Here is a 20,163-nt window from a genome sequence, read left to right as displayed (position 1 = left end):
GAATAATATTTATAAAGGGAGTGTGTATTATGTATTATAATTTTGAAAGAATTGATGAAGTAGAATTTAAGAAAGAGCTTATTAAGGTTCGCAGAGACTTACATAAATATCCAGAATCAGCATGGACTGAGTATCGTACTACTGTAAAAATAATTGAAATGTTTGAAGAATTAAAAATTCCTTATATGTATGGAACTGAAATTCATTCACCTGAACATATGCTTGGAAAGCCTGATATAGACATTCAAGAAGAGTGCATTAAACGTGCTATCAAAGAAACTGGAAGAGAAGATTTAATCAATAAAATTGCTGGAGGATTTACAGGAGTAGTTGGTATTATTGAAGGAAAACAAACTGGTCCTACTGTTGCAATTCGTTTTGATATTGATTGTAATGATTTGATAGAAAGTGACGAACCTGGACATGTTCCTGTAAAGGAAGGTTTCAATTCAGAGCATCATGGATGTATGCATGCCTGTGGTCATGATGCACATACTGCTATTGGATTTGGGACAGCAAAGATTTTATCAAAATACAAAGACAAGATTAAAGGAAAAGTTATGCTTATATTTCAACCTGCTGAAGAAGGTGGAAGAGGTGCAATTTCTTTAGTAGAAAAAGGAATTCTACATGAGGTTGATTACATATTTGGTGGTCATATTGCAAATGTAACAGGTAATTTAGGAGCAATAGCAGCTGGTAGTTATGGATATCTTGTTAGTAGTAAATTTGATGTCTGTTTTGAGGGAAAATCAGCTCATGCAGGTAATTGTCCAGAGGTTGGTCATAATGCCCTTGCTGCGGCAGCAACAGCAACACTAAATATGCTTGCTATACCTAGAACTGGAAAAGGTGCAAGTCGTATTAATATTGGAGTGTTGCAAGCAGGTACAGGGCGTAATGTTATCCCTGATAATGCTATTTTGAAAGCTGAAACAAGAGGTATTACAAATGAAATTAATGAATATATGCTTGAAAGTGCAATTAGAGTATGTGAATCTTCTGCATTAATGTATAAGTGCAAATATAGTCTAAATTTTAAAGGAAAATCTGCTGATTCTTATTGTGATAAAGATTTTGTAGAGTTTGTAGCAAAATCAGGTAAATGTATTGATGGGATTAAAGAAATAGTTGATTATGCTGATTTGGGTGCAGGAGAAGATTTTACATTTATGATGAATGATGTTCATAAGCATGGTGGAAAAGCGACATATCTTCTACTTGATGCTGAATTAACTGAAAAACATCATAATAGAAACTTTGATTATAATGAGGATATTATACCAATCTCTGCCATGTTATACTCTAAAGTTGTTTTAGATATCTCATCCAACTATTAAAGTTGTTATAAAAAATTAAGATAAATATAAAATGGGGGCATATCAAACAGAGAGTAGCCCCTATTTATATGTAAATGTTGATAAACTTAATTTTACATATATAGAAATATACATAAAAAAAGATGAGCTTCTGCTCATCTCAAAGGGGTTAGATTATTCTTACTTTGGGGAAAGTAGAATAAAGGTAAAAGTTAACTAACGTTAACTTTGTCTTTTTTGCATATCACTACTGAGCATAAAAAAATCAGAAAACCATAGCCTTCTGAACTAACTTTAAATATGTACTTTATACCCAATATGTAATTTATGAGTTAATTTTAACTCTTATAATAAAAATTGTCAATAATATATCAAAAAAACATTTTTTAAATTTATATAATTAAACAGATTTATGTTTCTATATAGATGATATGATACAATAACTATGGAATTTATTTTTATGTATTTAACTTACAGTAAAAATAATAAATTTAAAGTGTATGAATAGTTACTTTTTAAGAGGGAAAATATGAAAACATCAATTTTAATAGCATTAATAGAAAAAACAAGTCTTATTGTTGTATTATTTCTTCTGATAACAAAGTCAAAAACGTTTAAGCAAATATTTCAAAAAGAAGAATACAGTTTTAATGATTTGGTATGTATAGCATTAGTTTTTACCTTTTTGGCTATATTTGGTACTTACAATGGTATAAATTATATGGGTTCAATAGTAAATACCAGAATAATATCTATAGTATCAGGAGGTGTTTTATTTGGACCAATGGTAGGTATTACAGCAGGGGTTCTTTCTGGTATTCATAGATACTTTATGGATATTGGAGGTATAACATCTGTCCCATGTCTTTTATCAAGTATCCTAGCAGGTGTATTGTCTGGATTTCTATACAAGAGGATACCAAAACAACATAGAGTAATATATGGCATACTGGTAGGTATGGTTTCTGAAAGTTTTACTATACTACTTATATATTTAATATCGCATCCACATTCTTTAGCGATTCAAATAATTGGTGGAATATATTTGCCTTTAATTGTTGGACAGATTGGAATAGGATTTGTTATATCCATAGTTGAGGGGATTGAAAAAGATAAAAAGGATATAGAAGCAAGAAATAAAGCAGAAATAAAGGCACTTCAAAGACAGATTAATCCTCATTTTTTATTTAATTCCTTAAACACAATAGCTTCATTTATAAGATTCAGTCCAGATAAAGCCAGAGAACTAATAATAAATTTATCAACTTATTTAAGATATAATCTGGAATATAGTGATAATTTAATAGATATAAATAAAGAAGTTGAGCAGGTCAAATCTTTTGTAGAGATAGAAAAGGCTAGATTTGGAGAATTATTAACTGTATCTTATGATATAGATGATGTAAATATAAAGATTCCAAGTTTGATTATACAACCATTGGTGGAAAATGCAATAATACATGGGATTTTAGAAAGTGGTAGAGCTGGTACAGTAAAAATATCTATAAAAAAATTACAATATTCATTAGAAAATACTGTAAGAATATCAATTGAAGATGATGGTATAGGTATAAGTGAGGAAATCATAAATAATGTATATCAAGATAATATGCCTGAAAATAAGATTGGGCTTTATAATGTGCATTTAAGACTCAAATTAATGTATGGAAATGGGCTTAATATGAGAAGAACTGACAATGGGACTTTGATAGTATTTTATGTAAAGGAGTAGTAGGATGAGAGCTATAATAGTGGAAGATGAGTTTCCAGCAAGAAAGGAATTGAGATATTTTATTGAAAATAAAAGTAGCATTGAGGTAGTGAGTGAATTTACTAATGGTATAGAGGTGTTAGATTTTATTCAGGAAAATAAAATAGATGTAATTTTCTTGGATATAAATATACCTCATCTTGATGGTATATTGCTTGCAAAAACATTGAATCAATTTAAATCGAGACCTAAAATTATTTTTATAACAGCGTATGAAAATTATGCAGTTGATGCTTTTTCTTTGGGTGTATTTGATTATGTGCTTAAGCCATATTCTGAAGAGCGAATAATTTCTATGCTGAATAAGTTAGAAAAAAGTGAAATGAATAGTACTGAACTATCTAATGATAATAATAATTTATCCAATGACAGGAAAGATATAATAAATCAAAATATAGAAGAAATAACACATAAAATTAGTCTTTGGAAAGGTGACAAACTGGTTGTAATAGATATTGATGATATATATTATTGTGAAGCCAATGAAAGGCAGACATTCATATATACAGAGAAAGAAAAGTTTATATTAAAAGAAGGAATTTCAGAAGTAGAAACTATGGTAAATGATAAAGCTTTTTTTAGAACACATAGGTCTTATATCGTAAATTTAAGCAAAGTAAAAGAAATTATACCATGGTTTAATAATACATACATATTAAAATTAAAAAATAGTGATTATGAGGTAACTGTAAGTAGAAGTAAAGTAAAAGAATTTAGGTTATTGATGCATATATAAAGTCATTTCATGTACTTAAATATGCACTTAATGTAATTAACATTTATATTAGCATAAAAAAGTATTACTATTTGAACTGGAAATATTTTTCTTAAACTTATAAAAATTTATAAAGCAATTATACAAAAAACTAAGGGGATGAATTTATGGTAAGTTTTTTAGGTTCAATAGTAGTACTTATAGCAGGGTATTTTATCTATGGTACATTTGTAGAAAAGGTTTTTGGAATCAATGATAAAAATCAAACTCCAGCTATAGCTTGTAGAGATGGAGTAGATTATGTTCCAATGAAATGGAAGAGAATCTTTTTAATTCAATTTTTAAATATCGCAGGATTAGGACCTATATTTGGTGCTATACAAGGAGCATTATTTGGACCATCAGCATTTTTATGGATTGTATTTGGAACAATCTTTGCAGGTGGAGTACATGATTTTGCTTCTGGATATTTATCAATGAAGAATAAAGGTACATCTGCATCAGAGCTGGTAGGTCTTTATTTAGGTAATGGTGCAAAAATAGCAATGAGAATATTTAGTGTTATTCTTTTAGTACTGGTTGGAGTTGTGTTTGTAACAGGTCCAGCAGGATTATTAAAAACATTGACAGGTATAAATACGCAAATATGGGTTGGGGTGATAATTCTTTATTATATTATGGCTACTGTTTTACCAATAGACAAATTAATTGGTAAAATATATCCTGTATTTGGAGCTGCTTTGTTAATTATGGCAGTAGGTGTAGCAGGAGGATTAATAATAAAGGGATATAACATACCAAATATAAATTTACAAAATATGAATCCAAATGGAACACCTTTATTTCCATACTTATTTATAACAATAGCATGTGGAGCAATATCAGGTTTCCATGCAACACAATCACCACTTATGGCAAGATGTGTTGAAAAAGAGAGTGAAGCAAGACCTGTATTTTATGGGTCAATGGTTGCAGAAGGTATAATAGCTTTAGTTTGGGCAGCAGCAGCTATGTCATATTTCCATGGTATACCTCAACTTAATGTAATATTTAATGATGGTGGAGCAGCAACAGTTGTAAATACAGTGTCTGTTGGATTGATGGGTCCTATTGGAGGGGCTTTGGCTATACTTGGAGTTATAGCATGTCCTATAACTTCTGGAGATACAGCATTTAGAAGTGCTAGATTAACAATAGCAGATGCAATGAATTATAATCAAGATGCAGTTAAAAATAGATTTTTAATAGCTTTACCATTGTTTGCAGTTGGTGTTGCTCTTACATTTATAGATTTTAATATAATTTGGAGATATTTCTCTTGGGCAAATCAGACATTGGCTATGATAATGTTGTGGACTGGTTCTGCATATTTGGTTAAAGCAAATAAAAATCATTATATAACTACATTACCAGCACTTTTTATGACTGTAGTTACATTTAGTTACATAATGCAGGCAAAAGAAGGTTTTAGATTGCCAGTTAATATATCTAATGGAATAGGTATTGTTGTTGCAATAATCCTGGGACTTTTATTCTTTAAAAAGGCTAAAGATATCAAAGAACAAAATAGTCATAAATTGGCAAGTTAGAGAAATGTTTATTATAAAAAATTAAAAATTTATATTTAAATTATGTTCAAAAAATTGTAGGTAAATTTAAAATTTACCTACAATTTTTTTTATCAAATCTTATTTTTTACTGTATGTTTAATTTAGTTTTCCACATACTATTTTTATGATATAAATATGAAAATAGAGGTGTTGAAAATGGATACTAAAAAATATAAAGATAGATTATTAAAGGAAAAAGAAAAATTAACTAATTTAGTAGTAGATATGAAAGACAATACTTTATTTGGAGATACGACTAAACATACAAGCGAAAAGTATTCATCAGGAGAGCTATCTAGTTATGATAATCATATAGGAGATATGGGAACAGATGTATATATGCAAAATATGCAAAATAGCTTAATAAATCATGAAGAAGGAAGAATGTATCAAATAGATTTAGCCTTATCTAAAATAGAAGATGGAACGTATGGGATTTGTGACTTATGTCATAAAAAAATAGATTTAGAAAGATTGGATATATTACCAGATACAAATTTATGTAATAGTTGTGCTAATAAGAATGATGATTTATTAGGAGATGCAAGTGAAAATCCTGAAGTTGAAAATACTAATTTTTATTCTGAATACTTGACTGATTTGACTGATTTAAATAAAAATGAATTATTGAAAGACTAAAAACTGACATCACATATTATTCAAGTGAATTGGAAAAGAGGTAATGACATGAAAAAGGTAATATGGGGTATATGTATATGTTTATTATCACTAGTAGGTGTGTATACATATAATCATAATCAAGATAACTTAAAAGAAACTTATAGTTTGAGTGATAGTAAAATCAGTGATTATGAAGATGTGATAATAAAAAAAGGAAATGATGATGAAAAGGTTATAGCTTTGACCTTTGATGATGGTCCAGATGAGGTCTTTACACCACAAGTACTTGATATACTAAAGAAAAATGATGTGAAGGCAACTTTTTTTGTGGTTGGAGAAAAGGTAGAATATAATAAAGAATTATTAAAAAGACAGTATGATGAGGGACACGAGATAGGGAATCATACGTTCACACATATAAATGTTGCAAAAAATAGTTATGGTAAGGTAGAAAAAGAAATAACAGACACACAAAATGCTGTAAAAAATGTAATTGGAGTAGAACCCAAAATATTTAGACCTCCATATAGAGCCATGAGTAAGAGTGTTTGTGATATTATAGTTTCTAAGCGTATGAACATAATTCTATGGTCAAACTTAGACCCTAGAGATTGGTCTAATCCTGGGGTGGGAAGTATTATAAATACTATTCTTACAAAAGTTCAAAATGGTAATATAATACTTTTACATGATTATAATAATAAAAGAAATGATAAGTCACAAACTATACAAGCCTTAGAAGTAGTAATACCTAAATTAAAAGAAAAAGGATATAAATTTGTAACAATATCAGAACTTATAGCTCACTTAGATAAAAATGAACAAGTACAAAAATAAAAAATACTTATTAAAATATTAATGATGTTTGTATTGCAAATTTACAAGCATCATTAATATTTTAAGATAGTTGCTCTTTGGAGTATTTTTTTTGTATAATAGTAATAGCGTGTTTCAAATAAAATTGATTTTTAAATAATTTATAGGGGGAAAAATAATTGCTATATGTATTAATAATAATTCTACTTATAGGATTAGACCAACTGTCTAAAATATGGGTATTGAATAATTTGGTAGATGTATCAACAATACCAATAATAAATAATGTATTTCATTTAACTTATGTAGAAAATAGAGGTGCAGCATTTGGATTACTACAAAATAACCAATGGATATTTATAATAGTTGCATTACTTGCAACAGTATTTGGATTATATTATCTTAATACAAGAAAAGTACATATATTTGGTAAGCTGGGTATTATATTAATAATATCAGGAGCATTAGGAAATCTAGTTGATAGAGTTAGACTGGGTTTTGTAGTAGATTATTTCGACTTTAGGATTATATGGGAATATGTATTTAATATAGCAGATGTATTTGTAGTTGTAGGAACTGTATTTTTATGCATATATGTTTTATTTTTTGAAAGTAAAAGTAGGTGATTTAATGGATGAAGTAAAAGAGTTTTTGGTACTTGAAGAAGAAGAAGAGATTAGACTTGATGTTTATCTAGCAGAGCAACTAGGTGATATGTCACGAAGTTATATACAAAAAATTATAAAAGATGGTAAAGTAAAGGTTAATGATAAGGTAGAAAAGGCTAAGTATCTAGTTAAAGAAGACGATAATATTGTTATAGAGATACCAGAACCTAAAGTTTTAGAAGTTGTAGCTCAAGATATTCCAATAGATATTGTATATGAAGATGATGATGTTTTGATAATAAACAAACCTCAAGACATGGTTGTTCATCCGGCTCCTGGAAATTATGAAAATACATTGGTAAATGGGATTTTATACCATTGTAAAGATAAATTATCATCAATAAATGGTGTTGTTAGACCAGGTATAGTTCATAGGATAGACAAAGATACTTCTGGTCTTCTTATGATAGCTAAGAATAATTATGCACATAATTTTTTAGCAGAACAATTAAAGGAACATACTATAACTAGAGAGTATGAATTTATATGTTATGGTGTGGTTAAAGAAGATAAAATAACTGTAGACAAGCCTATAGGAAGAAACCCTAAAGATAGGCTAAAAATGGCTATAGTAAAAGATGGTAGAAATGCAACTACGCATTTTGAAGTAGTAGAAAGATTTGATAAATTTACTCATATGAGGGCTAGACTTGAAACTGGTAGAACTCATCAAATAAGAGTTCATGCTTTGTCTATAAATCACCCGCTTTTAGGTGATAGTGTATATGGTCCAAAAGAAAATAAATTTAAATTAAAAGGACAAACTTTACATGCTAAGAAGTTAGGATTTATACATCCTACTACAAAGGAGTATATTGAATTTAATTCAGAATTACCCGAGTATTTCAAGGAAGTTATTAGAAAAATTAAATAAGAGTTTGTGTGGTACTATAAATCATTTATTTGTTTTTGTATAAGTGATAAATTTAGTGAAATTTAACTAAAATATTTTATATTAAAGTATTTTGCTTAAAAAAGCTTGAAAAATTTGAAATATAAATATATAATTTGAGTTAATGGATTATAAAAATTATCTTTAAACGATACAGAGATATCGTAAGACAATTGCTAAATTAGACTGTATATTTTTATATAAGAGCTTCTTGTCTTGTGATGAGGAGTTTTTTGTTGTTTAAATTGAAATTTTAATTAAGAATAAAATTATAAAAATTAAAAGAAAGGAGTAGACTTGTCAAAAATATATATTATATATTTGACAATAATTATGATATGGTAGAAAAAGCTCAATTAATGGATGAAAAAGCAATAGTAAGAGCAATTACTAGGATAAGTCATGAAATAATTGAAAGAAATAAAGGTGTAGAAAATCTAGTTTTAGTTGGAATAAAAACCAGAGGTGTACCAATTGCAAATAGAATTTCTAAAAGAATAGAACAAATAGAAGGAACAAAAGTGGATACAGGAGATATTGATATAACCTTGTATAGAGATGATTTGGAAAAAATTGATGTGGAACCTGTAGTTAAGGGAACGTATTTAGATTTTAATGTAAATGATAAGACTGTGGTTCTAGTTGATGATGTTTTGTATACAGGAAGAACTGTGAGAGCAGCGCTGGATGCTATTATTGATATAGGAAGACCTAAGTCAATACAATTGGCAGTATTAGTGGATAGAGGACATAGAGAGTTGCCTATAAGAGCAGATTATGTAGGAAAAAATGTACCTACTTCTAGACATGAAATTATATCTGTTAGTTTACTAGAAATTGATGGAGAAGATTCAGTTACAATCAAAGAATAATAATTTTAATATATTGTATAAAAGCTTAGCATTGAATAGTCAGGGAGGAGGATAAAGCTTACATAGATTGCACAAAATAAATATTATAATTTTATGTATGTGTGTCTTAATGTAGTCTTTATTCTCCTTTATTTGAGTTTTTAATGTCGTAAAATGTAAAAAAAGATAAGTTTTATGATAAGTATATAGAGATTAAAAAATAGAATCTAGGGAATGATAATTAATTAAAAGATATTAATTAAACAGAGGATTTATTTATATATAATAATTTTGGAGGTTTTTATGAAAAAAACGATAATGTCTTTACAACATCTATTAGCCATGTTTGGAGCGACGGTATTAGTTCCCATTTTGACAGGCTTCAATCCGTCAGTTGCGATTTTCTGTGCTGGTGTTGGTACATTGATATTTCATTTTTGTACAGAAGGAAAAGTACCTGCCTTTTTAGGTTCAAGTTTTGCATTTATACCAGTTATACTGGCTGCTAAAGAGGCATATGGTGGAGACTTAGCATATGCTCAAGGTGGTATAATAGTAGCAGGATTAATTTATATTATAATGTCAATTATAGTAAAAGTAGTTGGAGTAAATAAAATTAAATTGTATTTTCCAGCACAAGTTACAGGAGCTATGATAGTAGTTATAGGATTAAATTTATTGCCAACAGCTTTTAGTATGGCTTCAGCAAATTTTGTAATAGCATTTATAACTTTAGCAATAGCAATTTTAACTAATAAATTTGGTAGAGGATTTATAAAGCAATTAGGAATATTAATAGCTGTTTTTTCTGGCTATATAATATGTTTAATATTAAATTTAGTAGATGTAACTACAATTACAGAAGCAAGTTTATTTGCAATACCTAATTTTACAATACCTAAGTTTAGCTTGGGAGCAATTGTAATTATATCTCCAGTTGTATTAGCTGTATTTATGGAACATATAGGAGATATGACTACTAATGGAGCTGTAGTTGGTAAAAACTTTATAGAAAATCCAGGTTTAAACAGAACTTTACTTGGAGATGGATTTGCAACTATAGTTGCAGGTTGTTTAGGTGGACCAGCTAATACAACCTATGGAGAAAATACAGCTGTACTTGCTATAACTAAAAACTATGACCCTTCAATACTTAGACGTACAGCAGTCTTTGCTATATTACTTGCTTGTGTAGGTAAGTTTGGAGGATTTCTTCAAAGTATACCAAGCTCAGTTATGGGTGGAATTAGTATAATGCTATTTTCAATGATAACTTATGTGGGATTAAAAACTATAAGAGATAGTTCTTGTGTAGAAAGTAAAATCAATTTGTTAATAATAGCAGTTATATTACTAATAGGTCTTGGAACAACATACCTGTCTAATAAAGGTATATCCATAGGGATACCAATAACAAGTACAGTAAAGATAACAGGTCTTAGCTTAGCTGCAATTGTTGGAATTGTATTAAATAGAATTTTAAATAATAAGGATTTTAAAGTTGAAGAATAGTAAATAATAACTTGTGTAATTTTAAATAATTAAATTTATATAGACATTTGTAATTAATGTTGATATAATGGTTAAAAATAAATGAAAGAAAGGGCAAGGTAACTGGGACAATGAGAATATAATCTATTTTTTATAATTTAAAGTATTGTAATTTTTGAAAAGCCTATTTTGGTGGCTTTATTTACGATGCTTAAATTAAGGAGAGTAGATTATAGTCTATACGTTTGTTTGTTATGCCTATTTATGTAAATCTCTCCTTATATTTAAGTGTGTTAAGGAGGGATTTTTTTATGTTGTTAGTAAAAGTAGAAAATTTAAAGAAATATTATTCTGATAGATTAATTTTAGATATAGATAAGTTTGAAGTGTCAGAAGGTGAGAAAATAGGTTTAGTTGGTTCAAATGGTCAAGGAAAAACAACTTTATTAAAGGCAATATTAGGTGAAATAGAAATAGATAAAGGTCATATTCATCTTACAGATAGCTATTCTTATATAAGCCAAAGTGAGAATAACATTGAAATGTGCAGTAATAGTAAAGAAAAGAGTATTTTAAATGCTCCAGATAGATTTGAAGAGTACTTATCAGGAGGTGAAAAAATTAAGCTAAAGATAGCAGATGCGCTAAGTGATAAGAAAAGTATATTAATAGCTGATGAACCAACTTCAAACTTAGATAAAAAAAGTATTGGTATTTTAGAAAATATGTTTAAAAGGTATGAAGGTGCATTATTATTAATATCTCATGACAGACGTTTCTTAGATGAGTTATGTACAACTATAGTGGAGTTAGAGGATGGAAAATTAAAAGCTTACAAAGGTAATTACACTGATTATTTAATGCAAAAAGATGAAGAAGTAAAAAGAGCTGATTTTGAGTATCAGGAATATGTTAAAGAGAAAAAAAGACTTGAAAAAGCTCTTTTATACAAAAAAGCTTTAAGTGATGGTGTAAGAAAAACTCCAAAACGAATGGGCAACTCAGAGGCCAGATTACACAAAATGGGTGGGCAAACTAATAAGAAAAAATTAGACTCAAATGTGAAGGCTATAAAAAGTAGAATTGATAATCTTGAGATAAAGAATAAACCTAAGGTCTCCACTGAAATGAAGATTAAGATTCAAGATGGTATGGAGATAATTAGCAAAAACTTAGTAGAGATAAAAGATATGACTTTAAATCTAGGAAATAAATGCCTACTAGAGAATGTTTCTTTTAAAATAAAAAGAGGCAAAAAAATAGCTTTATTAGGTGAGAATGGATGTGGAAAAAGTACTCTGATAAAAGAAATATTAAGTAATAAAAATGACTGTATAAAAATAAATAACAAGGTAAATATAGGTTATTTCGACCAACATCAAAATATCTTAGATGAAGAAAATAGTGTTTTATACAACGTTAAGGTTAATAGTTCATTTGATGAGTCTTTTATAAGAATAAATTTAAATTTATTTGGATTTAATGGTGATGATGTCTACAAAAAGGTAAAAGTACTAAGTGGTGGAGAAAAAGTAAAAGTAGCACTATGTAAAATAATATTGGAAGATAACAACTTTTTAGTGTTTGATGAACCAACGAACTACTTAGATATAAAATCTATGGAAGCACTAGAAAAGGCATTGATAAATACTGATAAAACTATGCTTATAGTATCTCATGATAGAATATTTACATCACATATTTGTAACTATATTATGGAAATAAAAAATAATAAAATAAGAGAGTTTGATTGTTCTTATGATGAATATATAATCAATAGAAATAAAAAAACTCCGAGTAGAGAAAGTAAAACTAAAAAAGAAAATCTTTTAGTATTAGAAAATAGACTTACAAATATTATCTCTATGTTGTCTATAGAAAAAGATAATATAAAGAAAGAACATTATGAATCAGAATATAATGAGCTGTTAAAGCAAATCAGTAAAATAAAAAATAGTTTGTTAGAAGATTAAATGTATCTTCATCATTTTAGCAATGAAAAAGAGGCTATCCCTATTTTGAGATAGCCTTTTTTCATTTGACAGACAATGTATAATTATTTGATATCAAATCTTGTATTTAATTTAAAATTTATTCTGATTTAACTTTAAGCTTGGCTACCATTTCTTCTTCAGGAGTAACATAAATAGTACTATTAGTCTCATAAATAACCATCCCTGGTTTAGAACCACTAGGTTTTTTTACATTTTTTCTTTTAGTATAGTCTATAGGTACCTGAGAAGAAAGCTTTGACTTACTAAAAAATGCTGCTAGCATTGCCCCTTCAAATATAGTGTTATCAGGAACTTCTTTACCAGCACATTTTATTATTACATGAGAGCCAGGAATATTCTTTGTGTGCATCCACAAGTCATCATTATCAGCAAGTCTTAGTGTAAGATAGTCATTCTGTTTATTATTTTTACCAACTAAAATCTTAAATCCATCAGAAGAAATAAACTCATGAGGTTTTGTAGAAGGAATAGTATCTTTTTTACTGTTCTTCTTTTGAGCCTTGATATAACCAACCTTAGCAAGCTCTTCTTTTATATCTTGTAATTCAGCTAAATTTTCGCAGTTTTCAATACTTAAAATTATATTTTCCAAGTAATCTATTTCTTCCTTATTTAATGAAATCTGATGAGATATTTCAACTTTAGCATGTTTCATTTTATTATACTTTTTAAAATATTTTTGAGCATTTTCAGATGGTGTCAGGTTTTTATTTAATTCTATAGTTACATTCTTACAATTTTCATCATAAAAATTAGCAACTTCAATACTCTCCATACCTTTTTCTACCATATAGATATATGAAGTAATCAACTCTCCTTTTACCTTGTAAATATCTGCATTTTCAGACTCTGATAATTCTTCCTCTTGTTTTTTTAGTTTATTATAAAGTCTATCGAGTTTAACTGATATACTCTTCTTTAAGTCAGATGAACGTTGATTAATTCTATCCTTAATATCTTTAGTTCTATAAAAATCTTCTAGAATACGAGACATACTATCTTTATTGATATATGATAAATCACTAAATAATGTAAGATTTACACAACTGAAATCTACTACTTTATCCACTTTTTTATCTATAACAATACAAGGTGAGTATTTGCTAGCATTTATAGCACTGAACAAACTACAAAATTCTTTGTATAAAGAATCAAACTGTTCACTAGTTACATCCTTTATAGAAGTACTTTGATTTATATTTGCTCGGCAACAGATTTCTTTTGCTATAGTAGGGCTTATGCCTAGAAATTTAGAATATATAGACTTAAAAATAGGTCCTTCAAATTCATTCAAGTTATTAATAAACAAATCTTTAGATATACTCTCAAGAGGGTTAAGTTTATCTTGTTTTGGTGGCAACGAATAGCTATGAGCAGGTAAAACCTGACGCACTCTACTTATGCTAAAAGGTACTCTTTTTATTGAATCTATAATTTTGTCATCTTCATCATGAGTTATTATTATGTTGCTGTGTCTTCCCATAATTTCAATCATAATATTTTTAGTTGTCTTTTCTTTTAGTTCATCCAAAGATTCAATACTTATCTTTATTATTCTTTCAAAACCTATTTGAGAAATTTCTACTATGTTACCACCTTGTATGTATTTTCTAAGTAACATACAAAACATAGGTGCTTTTAGAGGGTTTTCTTTTTGATAATTACTTGTAAGATAGACTCTAGGATTTGAAGCACTTGCACTTAAGACCAATCTAAAATTTTCTTTATTATTTCTTATATTAAAAATTACCTCATCGTCTTCAGGTTGATGTATTTTATCTATTTTACCACCTGTAAGTTTTGATGATAATTCATCTACTATTGAATGTATAACTAATCCATCTAATGCCATATATAGCACCCCTTTCTTTGACCAAAATAGTCAGTAAATTAATTATACACATAATATATGCTTTGTGACTAGGGGAAATTTAAACAAGATAGTAATATTTAAATTGAATAATTATTTATGCTTATTATGAAAGGAAATACTATATTTTAAAATTAATAATTTAAAGTTGATTAAATGTAAAATAAATATAGTATAATTATTGTGTAAAGTATAAGTTATTATATATAAGCTTTAAAAAATAAATCAATTTTAAAGTGTAATAGTATATAAATTATGAAAGAAGGTTGAAAAAATGAAATTTATTGATTTAAGAAGTGATACTGTTACTATGCCTACTGATGAAATGAGAGAAGCTATGGCAAAGGCTCCTGTTGGAGATTCAATCTTTAGGGATGACCCAACTGTAAATAAACTTGAAGAATTAGCAGCAGCTAAAGTTGGAAAAGAAGATGCTATTTTTCTTCCAAGTGGAACTTTTGGAAATCAACTAGCTTTATTTACTCACTGTCTAAGAGGACAAGAAATCATTATTGGTAAAGGTTATCATATTGTAACTCATGAAGTTGGAGCACCTGCTGTAATAGCTGGAGTTCAACTTAGAACTATAGATGAAGATGAAAATGGAGCTCTTAATCCTGAACTTGTTGAAAAGGCAATTAGAAGAGATGACATACATGAACCACAAACAGGTCTTATATGTGTAGAAAATGCGTATTCAGGCGGAACTGTTGTGAGCCTTGAAAATTTAAAAGAGATTAAAAAGATAGCTGAGAAACACAACTTACCAGTACATCTTGATGGAGCAAGATTATTTAATGCTGCCTTAACTTTAGGTATAGAAGCTAAAGAAATGGCAAAGTATTGTGATAGTGTTATGTTCTGTGTATCAAAAGGTTTAGCTGCACCAATGGGCTCTATACTTGCTGGAAGTAAAGAATTCATAGCAAAAGCTAGAAGAAAGCAAAAAGTTATGGGTGGGGGAATGAGACAAGTTGGTATAGTTGCAGCTGCTGGTATCATTGCCATTGAAAAAATGACATTAAGATTAAACGAAGACCACGAAAATGCAAAGTATTTAGCCTGTGAATTAAATAAAATAGATGGCATTGAAGTAAACAACATTAATCCAGATATAAGCATGGTATTCTTTAAAATGAGTGAAGATGTTATAAAAGAGGATGTTTTAATAAAAGAACTTTTTGACAGAAATATAAAAATTAATAAAATGGAAAATGGTGAGTATAGATTTGTAACTCATGTAGATATTACGAAAGAAGATTTAGACTATGTTTTAAAAACACTTAAAGAGTTAATAGGTGTATGTTAATATAAATCTACAAAAAGAGAATTATAGATAGTTATTAGACATTTAATTATAAAATTCATAGACAGTTTAAATAAAACATACATAAAATTCATATAGAAATATTATTATATAAACATAGAAAGAACTAGCTTAAAAACATAATATAATTACCCTAATTGTAATGGCAACTCTCCCTCACATCCTCAAATTATAGTTGTCATTACAAAACTTTTCCCATAAATTATAAGTTTATGGGAATTTTTTTATGTTATAATAGTTTAAGTGTTAATTTACAAAGGAGCGATACTTATGAAATTTTGGAAACTACATGGAATAGGTAATGATTTTATTGCAGTAGATGGAAGACTCGACAATATAGATTCATCAAATTATACTGCTTTAGCAAAAAAAGTATGCCATAGAAGATTTTCTGTAGGAGCGGATGGCTTATTAGTCGTAAAAGATTCAAAAGTTGCAGATGTAGAAATGGTATATTACAATTCTGATGGCTCAAGAGCAGCCATGTGTGGAAATGGTCTTAGATGTTTTTGTAAATTTGTTTATGATAATGGAATAGTAAAAAAAGAAAATTTTACAGTAGATACATTGGATGGCATTAAAGATATAAAAATAAATCTTACAAATGGTGAAATAAATTCCATAAGAGTTAATATGGGAAAAGGAAGTTTTATAGCTAAAGATGTTCCAGTATCTACAGATAGAGAACGTTTTGTACAAGAAAGTATAAAAGTTCTAGATAGGGATTTTATGCTTACTTCTATGTTGATGGGGGTTCCCCATACAGTAGTTATAGTAGATGAGCTAGATGTGGATGATGTTTGTAAATATGGAAAAGAGATTGAAAATAATAAAATATTTCCTGAAAAAACGAATGTAAATTTTGTAAAGGTAGAAGATAAGTATAATATACATGTTTACACTTGGGAGAGAGGTTGTGGATATACTTTAGGATGTGGGACTGGTATGACTGCATCAGCAATAGTATGCAATTTACTTAACATGGTAGAAAGTAGCGTAAATGTAACTTCTCAAGGAGGAACAGTTAAAATAGATGTAGGAGAGTTCTCTTATATGACAGGTCCAGCAGTAAAAATATGTGAAGGTGTTTTGGAGGATTAATTAATGGCTATAAGTATGACTGGTTTTGGAAGAGGGGAATACAAAGATGACAATTATTATTTTTTAGTGGAATGTAAAACAATAAATCATAAGTATTCAGATATAAATATACGTCTTCCAAGAAAAATTTCATTTTTAGAGGATAAAGTTAGAAATTTAGTAAAAAATTATGTAAAAAGAGGAAGAGTAGATTTATACATAAAATTTGACTTATTAGGCAAAGAAGATGTAAACTTAAACTTTGATGAAGGACTAGCTTCTCAATATATAGAGATACTAAAAGGAATAAAAAATAAATTCGATATTATAGATGATATTAGTGTTATGAATGTTGCAAGGTTTCCTGATATTGTAAAAATAGAAGAAAAAGAAGATGATGAAGATTTATTATGGTCAATGTTGAATCAAGCTGTTGAAGATGCATTAATAAAATTAAAAGAAATGAGAAGCGAAGAAGGTAAAAAATTAGCAGAAGATATTACTATGAGATGTGATTTATTAAAAACTCATATAGAAGAAATTGAAAAATATTCAAGTAGTGTTGTAGAAGATTATAGAGAAAAATTGAATTTGAGAATAAGTGAATTATTGGATGACCCAAGCATAATGGATGAGAATAGATTAGCACAAGAAGTTGCAATATATGCAGATAAAAGCAGTATAACAGAAGAAATAGTTAGATTTAAAAGTCATATAGGTCAACTTAAAAACACTATATTTAAAGATGATTCTATAGGTAGAAAAATAGATTTCTTAATACAAGAGATGAACAGAGAGACTAATACTATAGGCTCAAAGTCATCTGATATAAATATAACTAATTTAGTAGTGGAAGTAAAAAGTGAATTAGAAAAAATAAGAGAACAAATACAAAATATAGAGTAAGAATACAATATTAGAAGGGGAATGCTTAAATGTTTGCGAAAAAAGGATTATTGCTAGTTGTATCAGGACCATCAGGTGCAGGAAAAGGTACTATTTGCAAAGAACTACTTAAAGAAAATGATACAATAAAACTTTCTGTATCAGCTACTACAAGAAAACCAAGGACTGGAGAAGTTGATGGAGTAAATTATTTTTTCATAAGTAAGGAAAAATTTGAAGAAATGATAAAAAAAGGTGAGTTTTTGGAGTATGCTCAAATTTATGATAACTTTTATGGAACTCCAAAAGCAGCAATAATGGAATGTTTAGAAAAAGGGCAGGATGTGCTATTAGAGATTGAAATGCAAGGAGCAAAACAAATAAAAGAAGTTTGCCCAGAGGGAGTATTTATATTTGTACTACCACCATCACTTGAAGAACTAAAAAATAGAATTGTTGGAAGAGGTACAGAAACAGAATCTGAAATAGAAAAGAGATTTAGTTGTGCATATGAAGAGATTAAAATGATTAAGGATTATGATTATTTTATATTTAATGAAGATGTAAAAACATCTGCTAAAGAAATAGAAGGTATAATATCATCTGAAAAGAATAAAGTTAGCAGATATAAAAATATTATAATAGATAAATTCAAGGAGGAATTATAATTATGTTAAAACCATCTATCAATGAGGTACTAGAAAAAATAGACAACAGATACTATTTAGTAGGGACTGTTTCAAAGAGAGCAAGAAAATTAATTGATGGAGAAGAACCATACGTTTCAAATAAAGCTAAAGAGAAGCCTGTATGTGTAGCCACTAAGGAAGTTGCAAGTGGAAAAATAACATATAGATTGTTAACAGAAGAAGAAATCGAGATAGAAGAAGCTAGACACCATGCTGAGCAACACAAACAAATTTCAGAAGAGGAGTAAGGTCATGCTAAAAGATAAAACTGTTGTAATTGGCATAAGCGGCGGAATAGCTGCATATAAAGCTTGTGATGTTGTAAGTAAGTTAAAAAAACTAAATGCAAATATCCATGTTATAATGACAAAATCGGCAACAGAATTTGTTAAACCACTTACACTTCAATCGCTAAGTCAAAATTATGTAGTAGAAGATATGTTTGAAGAACCAAGGACTTGGGAAGTTGAGCATATATCATTAGCAAAAAAGGCAGATTTATTCTTAATAGTGCCAGCAAGTGCAAATATTATAGGAAAAATTGCAAATGGTATAGCTGATGATATGTTGACAACTACTGTTATGGCAACTAAAGCACAAGTTTTGATAGCACCAGCTATGAATACTAATATGTATGAAAATCCAATTGTCCAAAAAAATATTCAAACTTTAAAGGACTTTGGGTATAAATTTATTGAACCAGAAAGTGGAAGACTTGCATGTGGAGATATTGGAGCAGGTAAATTGGCTAATCCAGATGTAATAGTGGAAGAAGTCTTAGCTAATATGACTAAAGAACAAGATTTAAAAGGTCAAAGTATTATAGTTACAGCTGGTCCAACTGTAGAAAGTATAGACCCAGTAAGATATTTAACTAATAGGTCTTCTGGGAAAATGGGATATTCTATAGCAAGAGAAGCTATATATAGAGGCGCTGATGTAACATTAATATCAGGTCCTACAAATCTTTCTATCCCACAAAACCTTAAAAAATTTGTAAAAATAGAGTCAGCACAGGATTTGTATGAAGCAGTAGTATCAAATCTAAGTGAAAATAAAATAGTAATTCAAAGTGCAGCAGTTGCAGATTACAAACCAAAGACATATTCTGACAAAAAGATTAAAAAGAAGAATGATGATTTATCAATAGAACTAAGTAGGAATTATGATATTGCTTATGAAATAGGAAAAATAAAAGAAGACAGGATATTAGTAGGATTTGCAGCTGAAACTAACGACCTTATAGAACATGCCAAAGGAAAAATAAAAAAGAAAAATCTAGATTTTATTGTGGCAAATGATTTAACTAAAGAAGGTGCTGGTTTTAGAACTGACACTAATATTGTAAAAATAATAGATGTAGAAGGAAATATTACTGAGTATCCTAAAATGAAAAAAGAAGAAGTAGCTAATGTTATTTTAAATAAAATTAAAGCGTTACTTGAGAAATAAGAACTTTTTTAAATATGATATTTGTGTATTTTATCACAGCTAAAGTAGCTGAAAGCTGCAATTTAATTTTAGCGAGTAAAAACTCGCAAAT

At 28.4% G+C, this 20,163-nt stretch carries 18 protein-coding genes; 17 read left to right on the top strand and 1 reads right to left on the bottom strand.

Going from position 1 to position 20,163, the window contains the following annotated elements:
- Window positions 1–29 precede the first annotated feature (29 nt).
- The 11 genes from ACTG46_RS14330 to cplR all read left to right on the top strand — a co-directional run bounded on the left by ACTG46_RS14330 (window position 30) and on the right by cplR (window position 12,727).
- Window positions 30–1,340 carry an amidohydrolase gene (locus ACTG46_RS14330; RefSeq protein ID WP_479923047.1) on the top strand — a complete coding sequence of 437 codons (1,311 nt, stop codon included), beginning with the start codon at window positions 30–32 and terminating at the stop codon, window positions 1,338–1,340.
- 508 nt (window positions 1,341–1,848) lie between these two features.
- A complete protein-coding gene (locus ACTG46_RS14325; RefSeq protein ID WP_054277260.1) occupies window positions 1,849–3,051 on the top strand; it encodes a sensor histidine kinase in 1,203 nt (400 codons plus the stop codon).
- Window positions 3,052–3,055: 4 nt separating this feature from the next.
- Window positions 3,056–3,826, top strand: a complete 771-nt coding sequence (locus ACTG46_RS14320) for a LytR/AlgR family response regulator transcription factor (RefSeq protein ID WP_479923046.1) — start codon at window positions 3,056–3,058, stop codon at window positions 3,824–3,826.
- Between the two features lie 146 nt (window positions 3,827–3,972).
- Window positions 3,973–5,394, top strand: coding sequence for a carbon starvation CstA family protein (locus ACTG46_RS14315; protein ID WP_479923045.1), 1,422 nt, complete (start codon window positions 3,973–3,975; stop codon window positions 5,392–5,394).
- Window positions 5,395–5,571: 177 nt separating this feature from the next.
- Entirely contained in the window at window positions 5,572–6,054 is a 483-nt protein-coding gene (locus ACTG46_RS14310; protein ID WP_054271178.1) for a TraR/DksA C4-type zinc finger protein, read from the top strand.
- A gap of 48 nt (window positions 6,055–6,102) precedes the next feature.
- Window positions 6,103–6,873: a polysaccharide deacetylase family protein gene (locus ACTG46_RS14305; RefSeq protein ID WP_054271177.1), complete on the top strand. Its 771-nt coding sequence runs from the start codon at window positions 6,103–6,105 to the stop codon at window positions 6,871–6,873.
- A 158-nt stretch (window positions 6,874–7,031) separates the two neighbouring features.
- The gene (lspA, locus tag ACTG46_RS14300; RefSeq protein WP_054271176.1) at window positions 7,032–7,478 is read left to right on the top strand and encodes a signal peptidase II; all 447 of its coding nucleotides are present in this window, start codon (window positions 7,032–7,034) and stop codon (window positions 7,476–7,478) included.
- Window positions 7,447–8,394, top strand: a complete 948-nt coding sequence (locus tag ACTG46_RS14295) for an RluA family pseudouridine synthase (protein WP_479923044.1) — start codon at window positions 7,447–7,449, stop codon at window positions 8,392–8,394. The genes lspA and ACTG46_RS14295 overlap by 32 nt, the downstream gene beginning before the upstream one ends.
- A 356-nt stretch (window positions 8,395–8,750) precedes the next feature.
- Window positions 8,751–9,284, top strand: a complete 534-nt coding sequence (gene pyrR, locus ACTG46_RS14290) for a bifunctional pyr operon transcriptional regulator/uracil phosphoribosyltransferase PyrR (protein WP_054277257.1) — start codon at window positions 8,751–8,753, stop codon at window positions 9,282–9,284.
- Between the two features lie 282 nt (window positions 9,285–9,566).
- Window positions 9,567–10,775, top strand: a complete 1,209-nt coding sequence (locus ACTG46_RS14285) for a uracil-xanthine permease family protein (protein WP_054271173.1) — start codon at window positions 9,567–9,569, stop codon at window positions 10,773–10,775.
- A gap of 290 nt (window positions 10,776–11,065) precedes the next feature.
- On the top strand, window positions 11,066–12,727 hold the full coding sequence (cplR, locus tag ACTG46_RS14280) for an ABC-F type ribosomal protection protein CplR (protein WP_479923043.1): 1,662 nt from the start codon (window positions 11,066–11,068) through the stop codon (window positions 12,725–12,727).
- Window positions 12,728–12,845: 118 nt separating this feature from the next.
- Here cplR and ACTG46_RS14275 read toward each other — a convergent pair whose 3' ends face one another.
- Window positions 12,846–14,621, bottom strand: coding sequence for an Rqc2 family fibronectin-binding protein (locus ACTG46_RS14275; protein WP_479923042.1), 1,776 nt, complete (start codon window positions 14,619–14,621; stop codon window positions 12,846–12,848).
- Window positions 14,622–14,913: 292 nt separating this feature from the next.
- Here ACTG46_RS14275 and ltaE point away from each other — a divergent pair, with 292 nt between their 5' ends.
- The 6 genes from ltaE to coaBC all read left to right on the top strand — a co-directional run bounded on the left by ltaE (window position 14,914) and on the right by coaBC (window position 20,072).
- Complete coding sequence (gene ltaE / locus ACTG46_RS14270) at window positions 14,914–15,948, top strand: low-specificity L-threonine aldolase (protein ID WP_054277255.1); 1,035 nt, start codon at window positions 14,914–14,916, stop codon at window positions 15,946–15,948.
- A gap of 288 nt (window positions 15,949–16,236) precedes the next feature.
- Window positions 16,237–17,067 (top strand): diaminopimelate epimerase, encoded by an 831-nt coding sequence (dapF, locus tag ACTG46_RS14265; RefSeq protein WP_479923041.1) that lies wholly within the window; start codon window positions 16,237–16,239, stop codon window positions 17,065–17,067.
- 3 nt (window positions 17,068–17,070) lie between these two features.
- Window positions 17,071–17,952, top strand: a complete 882-nt coding sequence (locus ACTG46_RS14260) for a YicC/YloC family endoribonuclease (protein WP_054277253.1) — start codon at window positions 17,071–17,073, stop codon at window positions 17,950–17,952.
- Between the two features lie 29 nt (window positions 17,953–17,981).
- Window positions 17,982–18,599 (top strand): guanylate kinase, encoded by a 618-nt coding sequence (gene gmk / locus ACTG46_RS14255; protein ID WP_479923040.1) that lies wholly within the window; start codon window positions 17,982–17,984, stop codon window positions 18,597–18,599.
- A 2-nt stretch (window positions 18,600–18,601) separates the two neighbouring features.
- Window positions 18,602–18,868 carry a DNA-directed RNA polymerase subunit omega gene (rpoZ, locus tag ACTG46_RS14250; protein ID WP_021385513.1) on the top strand — a complete coding sequence of 89 codons (267 nt, stop codon included), beginning with the start codon at window positions 18,602–18,604 and terminating at the stop codon, window positions 18,866–18,868.
- 4 nt (window positions 18,869–18,872) lie between these two features.
- Window positions 18,873–20,072 carry a bifunctional phosphopantothenoylcysteine decarboxylase/phosphopantothenate--cysteine ligase CoaBC gene (gene coaBC, locus ACTG46_RS14245; RefSeq protein ID WP_479923039.1) on the top strand — a complete coding sequence of 400 codons (1,200 nt, stop codon included), beginning with the start codon at window positions 18,873–18,875 and terminating at the stop codon, window positions 20,070–20,072.
- Window positions 20,073–20,163 lie beyond the last annotated feature (91 nt).

The sequence above is a fragment of the Clostridioides sp. LIBA-7678 genome (assembly GCF_056716065.1).
This window is presented reverse-complemented; position numbering and strand designations above follow the sequence as displayed.